The organism is Thermohalobaculum sp., assembly GCF_058622915.1.
The window spans coordinates 1-14,676 of sequence record NZ_JBZSYN010000155.1; the positions used below are offsets into that span (position 1 = coordinate 1).

The 14,676-nt window shown below is 71.8% G+C and carries 17 protein-coding genes; 6 read left to right on the forward strand and 11 right to left on the reverse strand.

All coding sequences use genetic code 11. The annotated features are described in order from the left end of the window. Window positions 1-19: 19 nt before the first annotated feature. A complete protein-coding gene (locus tag AC32QD_RS12000; RefSeq protein ID WP_492010738.1) occupies window positions 20-523 on the reverse strand; it encodes a type III secretion system chaperone family protein in 504 nt (167 codons plus the stop codon). A 245-nt stretch (window positions 524-768) separates the two neighbouring features. Next, window positions 769-1,071 (reverse strand): accessory factor UbiK family protein, encoded by a 303-nt coding sequence (locus tag AC32QD_RS12005; RefSeq protein ID WP_492010739.1) that lies wholly within the window; start codon window positions 1,069-1,071, stop codon window positions 769-771. A gap of 124 nt (window positions 1,072-1,195) precedes the next feature. Between AC32QD_RS12005 and lgt the strand changes: the two genes are divergently transcribed. The 4 genes from lgt (at window position 1,196) to AC32QD_RS12025 (ending at window position 5,241) form a co-directional block, all read left to right on the forward strand. Next, entirely contained in the window at window positions 1,196-2,116 is a 921-nt protein-coding gene (lgt, locus tag AC32QD_RS12010) for a prolipoprotein diacylglyceryl transferase (protein ID WP_492010740.1), read from the forward strand. A gap of 66 nt (window positions 2,117-2,182) precedes the next feature. After that, the gene (locus AC32QD_RS12015) at window positions 2,183-3,259 is read left to right on the forward strand and encodes a class I SAM-dependent methyltransferase (protein WP_492010741.1); all 1,077 of its coding nucleotides are present in this window, start codon (window positions 2,183-2,185) and stop codon (window positions 3,257-3,259) included. Between the two features lie 53 nt (window positions 3,260-3,312). Further along, window positions 3,313-4,083, forward strand: coding sequence for a peptidoglycan editing factor PgeF (pgeF, locus tag AC32QD_RS12020; RefSeq protein WP_492010742.1), 771 nt, complete (start codon window positions 3,313-3,315; stop codon window positions 4,081-4,083). 9 nt (window positions 4,084-4,092) lie between these two features. Further along, the gene (locus AC32QD_RS12025) at window positions 4,093-5,241 is read left to right on the forward strand and encodes a M24 family metallopeptidase (RefSeq protein WP_492010743.1); all 1,149 of its coding nucleotides are present in this window, start codon (window positions 4,093-4,095) and stop codon (window positions 5,239-5,241) included. Between the two features lie 95 nt (window positions 5,242-5,336). Here AC32QD_RS12025 and AC32QD_RS12030 read toward each other — a convergent pair whose 3' ends face one another. Both AC32QD_RS12030 and AC32QD_RS12035 read right to left on the reverse strand, forming a co-directional pair. After that, a complete protein-coding gene (locus AC32QD_RS12030) occupies window positions 5,337-6,182 on the reverse strand; it encodes a fumarylacetoacetate hydrolase family protein (RefSeq protein WP_492010744.1) in 846 nt (281 codons plus the stop codon). Between the two features lie 16 nt (window positions 6,183-6,198). Beyond that, window positions 6,199-6,921, reverse strand: a complete 723-nt coding sequence (locus AC32QD_RS12035) for an SDR family oxidoreductase (protein WP_492010745.1) — start codon at window positions 6,919-6,921, stop codon at window positions 6,199-6,201. Between the two features lie 233 nt (window positions 6,922-7,154). On the opposite strand from AC32QD_RS12035, the gene AC32QD_RS12040 reads away from it, so the two are divergent. Further along, window positions 7,155-8,069 carry an NHL repeat-containing protein gene (locus AC32QD_RS12040; protein ID WP_492010746.1) on the forward strand — a complete coding sequence of 305 codons (915 nt, stop codon included), beginning with the start codon at window positions 7,155-7,157 and terminating at the stop codon, window positions 8,067-8,069. A 90-nt stretch (window positions 8,070-8,159) separates the two neighbouring features. Here the strand turns inward: AC32QD_RS12040 and AC32QD_RS12045 are convergent, their stop codons facing one another. The 7 genes from AC32QD_RS12045 to AC32QD_RS12075 all read right to left on the reverse strand — a co-directional run bounded on the left by AC32QD_RS12045 (window position 8,160) and on the right by AC32QD_RS12075 (window position 14,139). Continuing rightward, a complete protein-coding gene (locus AC32QD_RS12045) occupies window positions 8,160-8,795 on the reverse strand; it encodes a DUF1326 domain-containing protein (RefSeq protein ID WP_492010747.1) in 636 nt (211 codons plus the stop codon). A gap of 159 nt (window positions 8,796-8,954) precedes the next feature. Further along, on the reverse strand, window positions 8,955-9,386 hold the full coding sequence (locus AC32QD_RS12050) for an SPW repeat protein (protein ID WP_492010748.1): 432 nt from the start codon (window positions 9,384-9,386) through the stop codon (window positions 8,955-8,957). 176 nt (window positions 9,387-9,562) lie between these two features. After that, window positions 9,563-10,045: a DUF6505 family protein gene (locus tag AC32QD_RS12055; protein WP_492010749.1), complete on the reverse strand. Its 483-nt coding sequence runs from the start codon at window positions 10,043-10,045 to the stop codon at window positions 9,563-9,565. Continuing rightward, complete coding sequence (locus AC32QD_RS12060) at window positions 10,042-10,752, reverse strand: biotin/lipoate--protein ligase family protein (protein ID WP_492010750.1); 711 nt, start codon at window positions 10,750-10,752, stop codon at window positions 10,042-10,044. The genes AC32QD_RS12055 and AC32QD_RS12060 overlap by 4 nt, the downstream gene beginning before the upstream one ends. Window positions 10,753-10,757: 5 nt before the next feature. Beyond that, window positions 10,758-11,861, reverse strand: coding sequence for an Mrp/NBP35 family ATP-binding protein (locus AC32QD_RS12065; RefSeq protein ID WP_492010751.1), 1,104 nt, complete (start codon window positions 11,859-11,861; stop codon window positions 10,758-10,760). A gap of 13 nt (window positions 11,862-11,874) precedes the next feature. After that, complete coding sequence (locus tag AC32QD_RS12070; protein WP_492010752.1) at window positions 11,875-12,075, reverse strand: DUF6494 family protein; 201 nt, start codon at window positions 12,073-12,075, stop codon at window positions 11,875-11,877. Window positions 12,076-12,135: 60 nt separating this feature from the next. Next, on the reverse strand, window positions 12,136-14,139 hold the full coding sequence (locus AC32QD_RS12075; protein ID WP_492010753.1) for a 4Fe-4S binding protein: 2,004 nt from the start codon (window positions 14,137-14,139) through the stop codon (window positions 12,136-12,138). 221 nt (window positions 14,140-14,360) lie between these two features. Between AC32QD_RS12075 and AC32QD_RS12080 the strand changes: the two genes are divergently transcribed. Next, window positions 14,361-14,676: DUF3305 domain-containing protein (locus AC32QD_RS12080; RefSeq protein ID WP_492010754.1), on the forward strand; the 316-nt coding region annotated here is incomplete at its 3' end.

The following is a 14,676-nucleotide window of genomic DNA, read 5'->3' on the forward strand; positions in this document are numbered from 1 at the left end:
AACCGGGGGCCCGCCCCGCTCAGGCGGTGCCGAAGGCCTGCTCGATGGCGATCTCGGCCGCGTCCTCGGCCGAATCGTCGGCCCAGCCAACCAGCTGGAAGGCCGGGTAGAACCGCTCGGACAGGCCGATCGCGCTCAGCACCAAGGCCTCGATCTGCTCGGGCGTGGCGTGCGCGCCGCCCGCCAACGTCAGCCCGGAGCGGAAGGCCAGCAGATTCTCGCCGGCCCAGTGCGTGAAGCTGCCGCCCCAGACCTTGTCGTTGACGATGTTGAGAAGCCGGTGCAGCTCGCCCAGCCGCTCCTCGGGCGGATTGTACTCGAAGGTCGAGATCAGCCGCAGCATATCGTCGCGGTGCGACCAAATCAGTGACAGCGAGTAGGTGCGCCACGCGGCCTCGACCGCCACGGCGATCTGGTCCTCGCCGACGCGGTCGAACTCCCACTCGGCCTGCTCGGCCAGGGTCTCGACGATGTCGATCGGGTGAACATCGGTCTCGGGAAGAAAGTGCTCGACGGCTGCCATTGCCTACGCCCCCATTTTGTGGTGGTCCCGGGGACGGCGCCCACAGGATGCACCCCGGGTTGCCATGGGTCGTTATGAAAATCGTTATGACCCGCTAGATATCGTGGCACCAAGCACGGCAGGCGTAAAGCGGAAACTCGCCCCCCGTGCCACAATTCGCGCCGCGCGCGAGCGCCCCGGCAAGGGGACGCCCCCGAAGCGCGCCGGGGGGGCAAGCCGGGGGGCAAGCCGCGATCGTGTGGGGATCAGTTGCTCGAGGGCTTGGCAGCCTTGGGCCCGCCCGCCTTGCGCTCGCCGGACTTGTCGGCCAGCCTCGCCTCCAGCGCGGCGATCCTGGCCTCCAGCCGCTCGTTCTCCTCGCGCGCCTTCACGGCCATGTCGCGCACGGCGTCGAACTCCTCGCGGCCGACCAGGTTGGCCTCCCGGGTCCAGCGCTCGAACAGGCTGCGCAGGGCCGTCTCGGCCTCCACCCGCATGCCCTGAGCGACGCCCGCGGCGTTGGTCATCAGCTGGGCCAGGTCGTCGAGCACTTTGTTGCGTGTCTGCATGGCGGCCTCCGGACTTGCGCGCGCCCCGCACTATATGTCGCGGCGCGCGGCCGCCGCAACCGGGGCCCGCCTTGACAGCGCGCGCCGCCTCGCGCACACCACGCCCGGCTGCCAGGGAGCGCGCATGCCCTTCGTCATCCCCTACCCCCACATCGACCCGGCGATCTTCAGCCTGCACGTGTTCGGCATCACGCTGAGCCTGCGCTGGTACGCGCTGGCCTACATCGCCGGGCTGGTGCTCGGCTGGCGGCTGATGGTCTGGCTGATGCGCCGGCCCGCGCTGTGGCCGCACGACAAGGCGCCGATGCGCCCCGAGGAGCCCGAGGAGCTGCTCACCTGGATGGTGCTGGCGGTGATCCTGGGCGGGCGCACCGGCTATGTGCTGTTCTACGACCCGGCCTATTTCTTCGCCCACCCCGCCCAGATCCCGCAGGTGTGGCACGGCGGCATGTCGTTCCACGGCGGCTTCATCGGCGTCATCCTGGCCGCCACGCTGTTCGCGCGGCGGCGCGGCGTGCCGCTGGCGCAGCTCGCCGACGCGGTGGCGCTGGCCACGCCCGCGGGGCTGTTCTTCGGACGCATCGCCAATTTCATCAACGACGAGCTGTGGGGCCGGGTGACCGATGTCCCCTGGGCCATGGTGTTCCCCGGCGCCGGGCCGCTGCCACGCCACCCCAGCCAGCTCTACGAGGCCGGGCTCGAGGGCATCGCGCTGGGCACGCTGTTGTGGTGGCTGGCGCTCAGGCGACACTGGCTGCGCTGGCCCGGCGCCATCACCGGCATGTTCTTCCTCGGCTATGGCTGCGCGCGCAGCTTCGTCGAGAACTTCCGCCAGTGGGACCCGCAGGTCGGCTACGTGGTCCACTGGAACGGCGGCGGGCTGACCATGGGCCAGGTGCTGTCGCTGCCGATGATCGCGATCGGGCTCGTCATCCTGTGGTACGCGCTGCGCCGGCGCGCGGGCGCGCGCCCGGACCAGGGACAGGAGCGGGGCCACAGCCAGGGGCAGGCGCAGGGCCAGGGCAAGGGTCCGGGGCCCGCGTGAGCCCGTGACGGCCAGCTCGGCGACCCCCGCGACGACCCCCGCGACGACCCCCGCGACGACCCCCGCGTGAGCGCGCTCATCGACATCATCCGCGCCCAGATCCGCGCCGCCGGGCCGATCAGCGTTGCCGACTACATGGCGCTGTGCCTCACCCACCCCCGGCACGGCTACTACGCCACCCGCGACCCGCTGGGTGCGCGCGGCGACTTCATCACCTCGCCCGAGATCAGCCAGATGTTCGGCGAGCTGGTCGGGCTGTGGCTGGCGCAGACCTGGCTCGAGGCGGGCGCGCCCGCGCCGGTCCGTCTGGTCGAGCTCGGCCCGGGCCGCGGCACCGCCATGGCCGACGCGCTGCGCGCCGCCCGCGCCGCGCCGGGCTTTGTCGAGGCCGCCGACCTGTGGCTGGTCGAGGCCTCGCCGACGCTGCGCGCCGAGCAGGCCAGGCGGCTGCCCCGCGCGCGCTGGGCCGAGCGCCTCGAGGACGTGCCCGAGGGCCCGCTGCTCGTCTTCGCCAACGAGTTCATCGACGCGCTGCCGGTGCGCCAGTACCTCGCCACGCCCGAGGGCTGGCGCGAGAAGCGCGTCGGGCTCGCGCCCGGCCCCCCCGGGGCCGAGCCCCTCGCCTGGGGCCTCACCGCGCCCCTGCCCGGCGGCACCCCGGCCGCGCCCGGCGACTGGCGCGAGGACTCGCCCTTGGCCCGGTCGGTGGCGCGCGAGATCGCCCGGCGCATCGCCGGCGCGGGCGGTGCGGCGCTGATCGTCGACTATGGCTACCGCGCCTCCGAGCGCCCGGCCGGCTTCACGCTGCAGGCGGTGCGCGGCCATGCCCGCGCCGACCCGCTCGCCGAGCCCGGCGAGACCGACCTCACCTGGCTGATCGACTTCGACCGGCTGGGCGGCGCGCTGGCCCCGCTCAGGACCGCCTGCACCTCGCAGGGCGCCTTTCTCGCCCGGCTCGGCATCGGGGCGCGCGCCCACAGCCTCGCCCGCGCCCGGCCGCACGAGGCCGGGGCGATCGCCGACGCGCTCGAGCGCTTGACCGGGACCGGCGATATGGGGACGCTGTTCAAGGTGCTGGCCGCCTGGCCGGACGACCGGCCGCCCGGCCGGCCGCCGCCGCCCGGCTTCGAGGAAAGCCCCTGAGACCGGGACCATCAATTTCTCCGGGACCATCAACTTCTCATGAGGCCCGCCGCATGACGCATCCGCCCATCAAGCTCGCGCCCCTCCTGGGCGAGCCGCTGCAAGATCTCATGCACGGCTTCTTCACCCGCGAGGGCGGGGTCTCCTCGGGCATCTACGCCGCGCTCAACGGCGGCCCCGGCTCAGACGATGACCCACAGGCGGTGGCCGAGAACCGCTCCCGTATCGCCCGGCATCTGGGCGTGGACAGCCTCGCCTCGCTGCACCAGATCCACGGCGAACGGGTGATCCACGTCACCGGCCCGCTCGAATCCCCGCGCCCCAAGGCCGACGCCATGGTCACCGACCGCCCCGGCATCGGGCTCGCCGTGCTCACCGCCGACTGCGCGCCGGTCCTGCTGGCCGACCGCACCGCCGGCGTGATCGGCGCCGCCCATGCCGGCTGGAAGGGCGCGCTCGGCGGCGTCATCGAGGCGGTGGTCGCCGCCATGACCGGCCTCGGCGCCGAGCGCGGGCGCATCCGCGCCGCGGTCGGCCCGGCGCTGTCGCAGCGCGCCTACGAGGTCGGCCCCGAATTCGTCGAGCGCTTCCTCGACGAGGACCGCGCCTGGGGCCGCTTCTTCGCCGGCGGCGCAGGCGACCGGGCGATGTTCGACCTGCCCGGCTTCTGCCTCGACCGGCTGCGCGCCGCCGGCGTCGCCGAGGCCGCATGGACCGGCCACTGCACCTACTCCGACGCGGACCGCTTCTACAGCTACCGCCGCGCCTGCCACCGGGGCGAGGGCGACTATGGCCGCCTGGTCTCCGCCATCGCGCTGGGTTGAGGAACCGCCATGCTGCACTTCACCACCGACGAGTTCGACGACCGGCTGGCGCGCACCCGCGCCGAGATGGCGCGGCGCGGGCTCGACGCGCTCTTGCTGTTCGCGCCCGAGAGCCAGTACTGGCTCACCGGCTACGACACCTTCGGCTACTGCTTCTTCCAGTGCCTCGTGGTGGCGCAGGAGCGCGCGCCGGTGCTGCTGACGCGCTCGGCCGATCTCAGGCAGGCCCAGCTCACCTCGACGATCGCGGACATCCGCATCTGGCGCGACCGCGCCGGGGCCGACCCGACCGCTGAGCTGGTCGCGCTCGTGGCCGAGCTCGGCCTCGCTGGCAAGCGCCTCGGCTGGGAGACGCGCACCCAGGGCCTGGTGCACGCGCACGGCGCGCGGCTCGCGGCCCGGCTCGACGGCGTCGCCGAGCTGGTCGAGACCTCCGCGCTGATGGGCGAGCTGCGCCTGGTCAAGAGCCCCGCCGAGATCGGCTATGTGCGCCGGGCTGCCGAGCTCGCCGACCTCGCTTGGGACGCGGCCGCGCGGCTGGCGCATCCCGGCGCCGACGAGGCCGAGATCCTCGCCGCCATGCAGGGCGCGATCTTCGCCGGCGGCGGCGACTACCCGGCCAACGAGGTCATCATCGGCTCGGGCGACCATGCGCTTTTGTGCCGCTACCAGTCCGGCCGGCGCCGGCTCGATGCCGAGGACCAGCTCACGTTGGAATGGGCCGGGGTGTGGCGCCACTACCACGCGGCGCTGATGAAGACGATCGTCATCGGCCGCCCGCGCCCCGGGCACGCGGCACTGCAGGAGGCGGCAGAGCAGGCGCTGCTCGCCTGCGAGGCGGCGCTCGTGCCCGGCCGGCCGATGGCCGAGGTGTTCGCCGCCCATGCCCGCGTGCTCGACGCCGCCGGCCTGGCCGAGCATCGGCTCAACGCCTGCGGCTACTCGCTCGGCCCGCGCTTCTCGCCCTCGTGGATGGAGGACCAGATGTTCTACGCCGACGCGCCGACGGTGATGGCGCCGGGCATGGTGTTCTTCCTGCACATGATCATCGTCGATTCGGCGACCGGCACGGCGATGACCCTGGGGCGCACCTCGCTGGTCACCGAGGCGGGCGCCGAGCCGCTCAGCCGCATGCCGCTGGGCATGGTCGTCGGCTGAGGAAGCCGGTGGCCGCCGGCGGCCCGGATCATGGTTAAGATTCCGGGGTGATTTCGTGGTTAATTCTTACATGTCTTATATAAGACATGTGAGAGTCAGATCTCCCGCCCGACCGTCTGGCGCTGCCTGCCCAGCCCCTCGATTCCCAGCTCGACCACGTCGCCGGGCTTGAGGTAGCGCGGCGGCTTCATGCCCAACGCCACCCCCGGCGGCGTGCCGGTCGGCACAACATCTCCGGGCTCGAGCGTCATGAACCCCGAGATGTAGCTGACCATATGGGCGATGGAGAAGATCATCGTCTTCGTCGAGCCGGTCTGGCGGCGCTCGCCATTGACCTCGAGGAACAGGTCCAGCGCCCCCGGCTCGGCCACCTCGTCCCGCGTCACCAGCCACGGCCCCAGCGGCCCGAAGCTGTCGTGGCTCTTGCCCTTGATCCACTGGCCGGCGTGCTTCATCTGGAAGCTGCGCTCGGACACGTCGTTGAACACGGCGTAGCCGGCGACATGCTCCAAGGCACTGGATTCAGGGACATTCTTCGCCCGATTGCCGATCACGATGGCAAGCTCGACCTCGTAGTCGAGCGAGTCCGAGCCGCGCGGAGTCTCGATCTCGTCATAGGGCCCGGAGACGGAGGTGACCGCCTTGCCGAACAGCACCGGCTCGGTCGGGATCGGGTTGTTGGTCTCCTGGGCGTGGTCGCGGTAGTTCAGCCCGACGCAGACCAGCTTGCCGATGCGCCCGACGCAGGCGCCGATGCGCGTGCCGGGCGCCACCTCGGGCAGGCCCGCAGGGTCGAGACGACGCAGCCGCTCGAGCCCGGCATCCGCCAGCGCCTCGCCAGCGATGTCGTCCACATGCGCCGAGAGGTCGCGGAGCTTGCCCTGGGCGTCCAGAAGCGGGGGCTTCTCGGCACCCCTGGGGCCGACGCGCAGCAGTTTCATGAGGTCTCTCCGTTCCTTATCCGGACCAGCCGCCGTCGATCACGACGGCCTGGCCGGTCATGAAGGCGCTCTCGTCCGAGGCCAGGTAGACGACCAGCGCGGCGATCTCGCGCGCCTCGGCGATGCGGCCCATGGGCTGGCGCGCGGTGAACGCCTCGCGCGCGGCGGCGTAGTCGCCGGTGGCGTTGAGCCGCTCGTTGAGCGAGGGCGTGTCGACGGTGCCCGGGCAGACCGCGTTGGCCCGGATGCCGCGGGTGATGTAGTCCTTGGCCACCGCCTTGGTCAGTCCGATCACCGCGGCCTTGGTGGCGCCGTAGACGCAGCGGTTCGGCGCCCCGATCACCGAGGAGGCGGCCGAGGCCATGTTGACGATCGAGCCCGAGCCGCGCTCGAGCATGCCCGGCAGGGCGGCGCGCATGGTGCGGAACATCGAGCGCACGTTGAGCTCGAAGGCGAACTCCCACTCGTCCTCGGTGGCATCCAGGATCGTGCCGTTGTGCACGAAGCCGGCACAGTTCACCAGCACGTCGGGCCGCGCGCGGTCCACCGCGGCGGCAATGTCGGCCGCGTCGAGCGCGTCCATGCGGAAAGTCTCGGCGCCCTCGAGGGTCGAGAGCGCTTCCATGTTGATGTCGGTAGCGAAGACCCGGGCGCCCTCGGCGACCATCGCCTCGGCGCTGGCCCGCCCGATGCCCTGGCCCGCCGCCGTGACCAGCGCGCGCTTGCCCTCGAGCCGCATGTCGCCCCCTCCAATTGCCGGCCGCCCGGCCCCGGACCGGGCCGGCGAGCGCCGACCCTACGGGCTCGGCACCCCGGCGCCAAGTCCCAAGCGCGGGCCCGGCGGGCCGGCCCGCATCGCCGCGGAGCCGACCTGCCTTTCCCGCGTGCCCTGTCGGCCGGATGTGATACCGTCGCCGCCAGGAGTCGCGCAAGACGCTCCGCCGCAGGGTGAATCGAGGTGAGGAAACCACCATGAAAATGCTCCGCCCGCTTACCGCGGCGCTGCCCGTGCTTCTGGTCGTCGCGCTTTCGGGCGCAGCCGCGGCCGCAAGTCTGAAGGCGATCTCGGACAGGACCGTCACCGGCCTGAGGTTCCCCGAGTCCGTCGCCTACGACCCGAACGCCAAGGTGCTCTATGTCAGCGAGTTCGGATCCGAGCTGGATCCCGCGCTGATGGATGGCCAGGGGCGCATCAGCAGGCGCTCGCTCGACGGAAAGGTCCTCGACGCGCGGTTCCTGCCCGGCAACGGCCAGACGCTGAACAAGCCCAAGGGCATTTGGGTGTCGGGCCACCGGCTCTGGGTGACCGACATCGACGGTGTTTGGGAGTTCGACACCAGAACGAAGAAGGGACGGAAGGTCATGCTGCCGGGCGTCGCGGAAGGCGACTATGCCAATGACGTGACGGTGATGGGCGGCGCGCTCTATGTCAGCGACAACGGCGGCGACCAGCTGTTCCGCGTCACGCCGGCCGATTTCCTGGACATGCAGGGCAATCCGCAGGTGACGCAGGTGTTCTCGGGCAAGTCGATCAACCCCAACGGGCTCTACCCCGCGGGCGATGGCGCGCTTCTCATGGTCGGCTACGACCCGCCGGACGCGCCACGGGGGATCTACGAGCTGACGCCCGACGGCCAGACGAAGATGCTGGCCGACAGGCTGGGCCAGCTCGACGGCCTCTACCGGCTGCACGACGGATCCCTGCTGGTCACCGACTGGAGCTCCGGCTCGCTCGACGTGTGGAACAAGGGGATGGGCCTGCGCAACCTGGCCGGCGGCTTCGACGGCCCGGCGGACTTCACGGTGATTCCCAACGACAAGGGGCTCCTCGTCATCGTGCCCGATCTGGTGAAGAGCCAGCTCAGGTTCATCCAGCTGGCGAAATGAGCCTGGCACTGCGCGCCGGGCGGCGCGCGGGCGCAGCCTTCGCGTGATGCAGCCTTCGCGTGATCCCGGGCCGGCAGCGGGCCGGCCGGCCTAATGCATCACGCCGCTGCCCGAGTGGCGCAGCACGCTCCACTGGCCGTAGCTGTCCTCGAGCTCGAGCCCGATGGCGCCGCTGGCGCTGGTCGAGGCACTGCCGACCTCGGCGAGCTCGAACTCGATGCCGTCCGGCATGGCGATCTGCACCCGGTGCGGCCCGCCGCCATGCGGCGCCATGATCGGGCGGCCCGAGGATTCGAGCACGCCGGGGATCGAGACCCGCGCCGTGCGCGCCCCGATGTCGAGCTCGAGCGCGATCGGCCTGGCGAGTGTCGGGTGGACCGTCTCGCACATGGCCTTGTAGACCCACCAGTGGGTCTTGCCCTCGTCGGTCTCGCCGCCGTGCAGCACGGTCTCGAGCGCTGCGCGCTGGGCGTCATCGGCGCGTTCGTCGATGATCGCCTGCAGCTCGCCCCGGCCCTCGAAGATCGGTCCCGGCCAAGCGTAGAGCACGGCGCAGCGCAGCCCGTCCAGCTTCACCTCGCCGAAATGGCCGCGCTCGATCTGCAGCGCCTCGAAGCCGCGGCAGTGGCCGTCCGTGGGCAGATCCTCAAACTGGCAGGGACAACCGTAGACGCAGTTGCAGTTGCCAAATTCCTTGCCCTCGATATACCAGTCGACCTTGGCCATTGGGGTCCCTCCCGATCCCGTGCTTCCAGATCACCCCCCCTCGCGCACCGGCGAGGGAGGATAGCACAGGTCGACGGAGATGTTGTCCCGCCCGTGCTTCGCCGCCCGGGGTCGGCGCTGCGCGCCCCGGGCGGCCAGGCACAACGGGCCGTCAGCCGATCAGGCCGATGTCGAGACGCGTTGGCGGTTGCCGATCAGCGACCAGCCCGCCAGCACGAAGATCAGGGCGCCGACGATGACGAAGTTCCACACCGGCGCGCCGGCGGCCATGCTGCTCGCCGCGGCCGCCCCCGCGGTCGTGCCGGTCGCCGGCTGTGCGGCGGGCGCGGCAGTGGCGAAGCCGAGCACCCAGGGCGAGATCGCCACCCAGGCGCCGAACACCATGTCGGCCCATTCCTCCCAGATGTGCCTGTCGATCAGCGCCGCCAGTGCGGCGACGGCGATGATCGCGCCGAAGACCAGCGCATCCCACATGGCGGAGATGCTGCCGGTGAAGCCCAGGATCCAGGGAGAGGCGAAGAGCCACGCCCCCAGCGCGAGATTGGCGCCGTCCTGCCAGCGCGTGGATGCGGATTTTGCGAAGTTTGCCATAGCAAGGCCTCCCAAACAGGCTGCCCCGCGTTCCCTGGCCCGGGTTGCCGGCTCTATCCGGTGGCGGGCCATGCCCGGCACTCCCCTGCCGGGGAGGCGGTTTCACGTGGAAATGTGGTGGTTTTTTGCGTCCAGACAAGATCGCAGCGCCGTCCCAGATGCCGCAGGCGAGCGCGTCACTCCTCGTCGGGCGAGCCGTGGATCGCGACCATGTCAAGGGTGGCCTCCTGCGGACGGATGACGCGGAAGGTCTCGCTGACTCCGGCGTCTACCATCTCGCGCTGGACCACGAGAAGGGTGTTCGGGTCATGCTCCTCGCACAGCTCGCGCATATAGGCGAGCTCGTGCTCGGCCACCGGGCGGGCGGCGGCGAGGTCGGGGGCGCCGTAGTGCTCGACGAAGTGGGAGGCGAGGCGGTCGATCAGCGCCGCGAACTCGGCCTCCTCGATCTTGGCCGTGGCGACGAAGGTGGCGCGGCCGAAGCTGTCGAGCCCCAGCCAGCCGTTGGCGAAGGCCTGCCGGGCCTGCCCGATCAGCGCGTCCTCGGTCCAGTTCGAGAACTCGAAGGCCCCCGAGATCGCCCATTCGCCGGCATCGGCGGGGCGCGCGAAGACGCGCTCGTCCGATTCGTCGAAGCGCAGCGTGCGCGCGAGCCTCACCCGAGGTCCTCCAGCATGGCGGTGAGCGGGCGCAGCTCGGTGGCCCGGGCCTTGCGCCGCAGCATGCCGCCGCGCTCGTCGAGGCCGAGGAACAGGCTGCCGTCGGGCCGCTCCTCGCCCAGCTTCCAGGCGCGCTCGCGCCAGGCCTCGTGCAGCGGGCGGAAGCCGTCGTCGAGCCAGCGGTTGATCCACACCAGCGTGTGGCGCGCCCAGCTCTCGAGCAGCAAGGGCGGCGTCACATCGATGCAGCCTTCCTCGGCCAGGCAGGTCTGCTCGGGCGCGCGACCGGGCTCGCCGGCGCCGGGCAGCAGATAGTCCGCATGCAGCCCGACCACCAGCCAGTCGGGCTCGGCGGCCGGATCTGTGGTGGAGGCGGCGGCGCGCAGATAGCCGCAGTCGCCGCCGTTCACCTTGACGGTGGCGGGCCAGACATGGTGCACCGCGACCTCGGGCGGGGCCAGGGCGCCGATGGCGTCGCCCAGGCCGAGCGCGACGGCGAAGACGGCGCTGACGGCCTCGCCGAGCGGCACCTCGGGCGCGAGCACCAGCGCGGCGCGCAGGGCGGCCGGGTCGCGCGCCCAGGTCACGAGCCCCGGCTCGACGCCCAGCGCCGCCTGCGCCACCGCCTTGGCGAAGGGCTCCATGCCGGCGGGCGTCTCCTCGCCATGCAGGAGCGGCGGGAAGGTGGGGGCCTCGTCCAGGGTCATCGCGCTCAGCCGAGCACGCCCGAGGCAATCAGCCGCTCGGCGATGTCGATGAAGGCGCGGGCCTGCGGGCTCGCGGGCTTGGCCGCGACGACCGGCACGCCCGCGTCGCCGCCGGTGCGGATGTCGAGGTCGAGCGGGATCTCGCCCAGGAACGGGATGCCCACCTTCTCGGCCTCGGCGCGCGCGCCGCCGTGGCCGAAGATATGGCTCTCGTGGCCGCATTCGGGGCAGATGTGAGTGGACATGTTCTCGATCAGGCCGAGCATGCGGGTGCCGGTCTTCTCGAACATGTTGATCGACTTGCGCACGTCGAGCAGGGCGATGTCCTGCGGCGTCGAGACGATGATGCCCCCCGTCACCTCGGCCTTCTGCGCCAGCGTGAGCTGCACGTCGCCGGTGCCGGGCGGCAGGTCGACCAGCAGCACGTCGAGCCGGCCCCACTGCACCTGGCGCAGCATCTGCTCGAGCGCGCCCATCAGCATCGGCCCGCGCCAGATCACCGCTTCGCCCTCGGGCACCATGAAGCCGATCGACATGGCGGTGATGCCGTAGTTCCTGAGCGGCAGGATGGTCTTGCCGTCGGGCGAGGAGGGCCGGCCCGAGATGCCCAGCATGCGCGGCTGCGACGGCCCGTAGACATCGGCGTCGAGCAAGCCGACGCGCTTGCCCGCGGCGGTCAGCGCCACGGCGAGGTTGGTGGTCACGGTGGACTTGCCGACGCCGCCCTTGCCCGAGGCCACGGCGATCAGGTGATCGACGCCGGGAATGCGCTTGTCGGCCGGCTCGGTCGGGCGGCGCCGCGGCTGCAGGTCGGGCGGCGGCCCCTTGCCGGTGGCTGGCGAGCGCGCCTGGCTCGGCGTCTCGGAATGCGCGGTCAGGATGGCCGAGACCTTCTCGACCCCGGGCAGCCTCTCGACCGCCGCCTGGGCCGCGGCGCGCAGCGGCTCCATGGCGGCGCCCTTGGCCGGGTCGACCTCGATGACGAACGAAACCCTGCCGTCCGACACCGTCACCGCCCGGGCCATTTCGGCCGAGACGATGTCCTTGCCCTGGCCCGGGTCGATCACGGTGCGCAGCGTGTCGAGCACCTCCTCGCGGGTGACGGTCATGCGCGGCGGGCCCTCACTTGGTGCCGGTGCTGATCTCGCCCTCGACCACGTGCTCGAGGCCGAGCTCGGGGATCGAGACCGTGGCGCGCACCTTGAGCGGGCCGCCGGGCTTCTTCGCCCAGACCGCCTTCTCGATCTCCTGCTGCGAGGTGACGCCCAGCTTCTTCAGGAACTTGCGCATCGAAATGTTGAAGGCTTCGTCATCGATCGGCATGGCTGTCTCCCTGGTCGGATACGGCCGAAGTGGTGGGGCGCGCGCCCCGGTGTGTCAAGGTCAGCTGCCGTCCTTTCCGTTCTTCGGCGTCAGGTAATCGTCGGTGCTGCGCGGGCGGCGCGGCGTGCCCAGCAGCATCGGGGCGCCCTCGGCATGGAACTGCGCCTTCACCCGGCAGTCGTCGCACATCTGGATCAGCTTCACGTTGTCGGACTGCGTGTACATCCAGTGCTTGCCCGAAAGCTTATCGATGATGCGCTCGATCGAGGACTTCACGCCGAACGGCTTGCCGCAGGAGATGCACTCGAAGGGCTCCTCCTCGTTGAGCACACGGGGCGAGAGTGCGGCATCGGAGAGGTCGAGCCGGGGCTCGAGCGTGATCGCCGTCTCCGGGCAGATATTGGCGCACAGGCCGCACTGGATGCAGGCCTCCTCGCGAAAGCTGATTTCGGGCCGGTCAGGGTTGTCGAGGATCGCGCCCGTGGGGCACAGCCCGGCGCAGGACAGGCACAGCGTGCAGGCGTCGGTGTCGACGCGGATGGCGCCGTAGGGTGCCCCCGCGGGCAGGGGCACCGGCACCTCCGGCAAGGTGTCGCCGGCCAGCGCCCGGGCGGCAAGGCGCACGGTCTCGCGGCGCCCGCCCAGCGGCAGGATGGGCTCGACCGCGAGCGGCGCCGGGGCGTCGCCGTAAAGCAGGTCGGTGAGGGCGTCGGGCTCGGCCGGCTCGATCAGGCGGATGCGCGCGCCGCCCGCGCCCGCGCCGGCGGCAATGGTATTGGCCAGCGCGATCTGCGCCTCCAGCGGCTGGCGCTCGGTGCGCGGGCCGGCGAGGATGTCGACGCCCGCATAGCCGAGGCCGAGGGTGGCAAGCTGTTCGGCGTGGCCGAACAGCGAGAGGGCGCGGATCTCGAGCGGTATCACGTCGCCGGGCAGGCCGCGGCCATAGCGGGCGGCCAGCCGGATCATCTCCCCTCCGTGCCCGGCATCGTGCACCATGAGCCGCGGGGCGTCGCCGCCCGCCTTGCGGTAGGCTTCGGCCATCACGCGCATGCGGCGGAACAGGTGGCTCGCCGGCGGATCGTCGCTCGAGGCCGCGCCCGAGGGGCAGACCGCGTGGCAGGCGCCGCAGCCGGCGCAGATATGGGGATCGATCCGCACCGTATCGCCCGCGGGCGCGATGGCGCCGGTCGGGCAGACATCGAGGCAGCGCGTGCAGGCCTTCTGGCCAGCGCGGCTGTGGGCGCACAGGCTTGCCTCGAAGCGGATGTGCAGGGGCTTCTCGAAGGTGCCCACAAGCTGGGCCGCATCGAACACGGCGCGCTCGACGGCGACGGGGTCGCCGGGGTCGGCACGGACATAGCCGTCGCGCTTGTGGGCGGCGGGGAACAGCGGCGCGCCGCCCGAGAGGTCGAGGATCACGTCGCACTCGGTCTGCGCGCCGTCGCGTGGCGTGCCGAAGGCGCGCGCGCCGCGGCCGGCGGGCTCGAGCGGGGCGAAGGCGTCGACCTCGAGCGCGAAGCGCCCGAGGGAGCCAGTGGCGGAACGGATGCGGCCGGTGACAACCTCCATCTCCGCATCCGCGGGGGGCATCACCTCCGCCGGCTCGGCAAGCATGCAGGTGACGCCGAGTACCGGGGCGAGACGGGCCGCGGCCGCGACGGCCTGCTCGCCGTGGCCATAGACGAGGCAGATCCCGTCCGACTCCACGTCCATCGTCGGCACGGGCGGGGACGGCAGACGTGCCTCGGCGATCAGTGCGGCCATCTTCGGGCCGGCGGCCTCCTCCGACCAGCCGGCGCGGTCGCGGATGTCGACGCACAGAAGCCGGTCGCCGGCGTCGAGCTCCTCGGCCAGAGCCGCGAAGCCCGGCGCCTCCTGCCCGCAGGCGATGATGACGTCTTGACCGGACTCGAGCGCCTTGGCGGCGACCCCGGCCTGCGCCCGGCACAGATGCGTGTGCACCTTGTCGCAGCGCAGCTCCGCCCCCCTGGCGATGGCCCGGGCATCGGGATCCATGGTGCCGGTGCAGTCGCAGAGCAGGAGCCGGGGCTCGGTGCGGGGCATGGGGCCTCCAAAGGGCCGGGTCGGGCAGCGCAGTTGCGCCGGTCGGGCGGAACATTAATGTAACGCCATGGCGATTAAAATGCCCATTCGCGGGGGCCAGCGGCATGGCGGAGACGGCTGCCAAAGCCTCGCGCTCAGGCCCGCGCCATTGAAAAGCAATGGCTTGTTGCCCCCGCCGGCGTGTAATATCGGTGCCTCGAACAAGCACGGAAGGCGGTCGGGTGTCCCAGAAGACGGCACAGCTTGCAGTCGGCGTGGTGATCCGCAAGCAGCCGGGCGTGACGCGCTGGGCAAGGTGGATCTGGCGCCCGGTCGCCGTGCTGCCCGGCGCGCCGCCCGCCGCCTGGCACGAGCTCCGGCGCGAGGGCGAGGCCGTGGAGTACCACGCCGGCACGCTGCCGCTCGAGCTGCACCGCGCCGAGACCGAGTCCTACCGGGCTGCGCTGTCGCGCGATCCGCCCTCTCTGTTCGTCATCCTTCGGCCCTCCGAGCCCGGCGCCGCCGAGCCCATGGAGGTGTTCCGCGTCACCGCCTCGG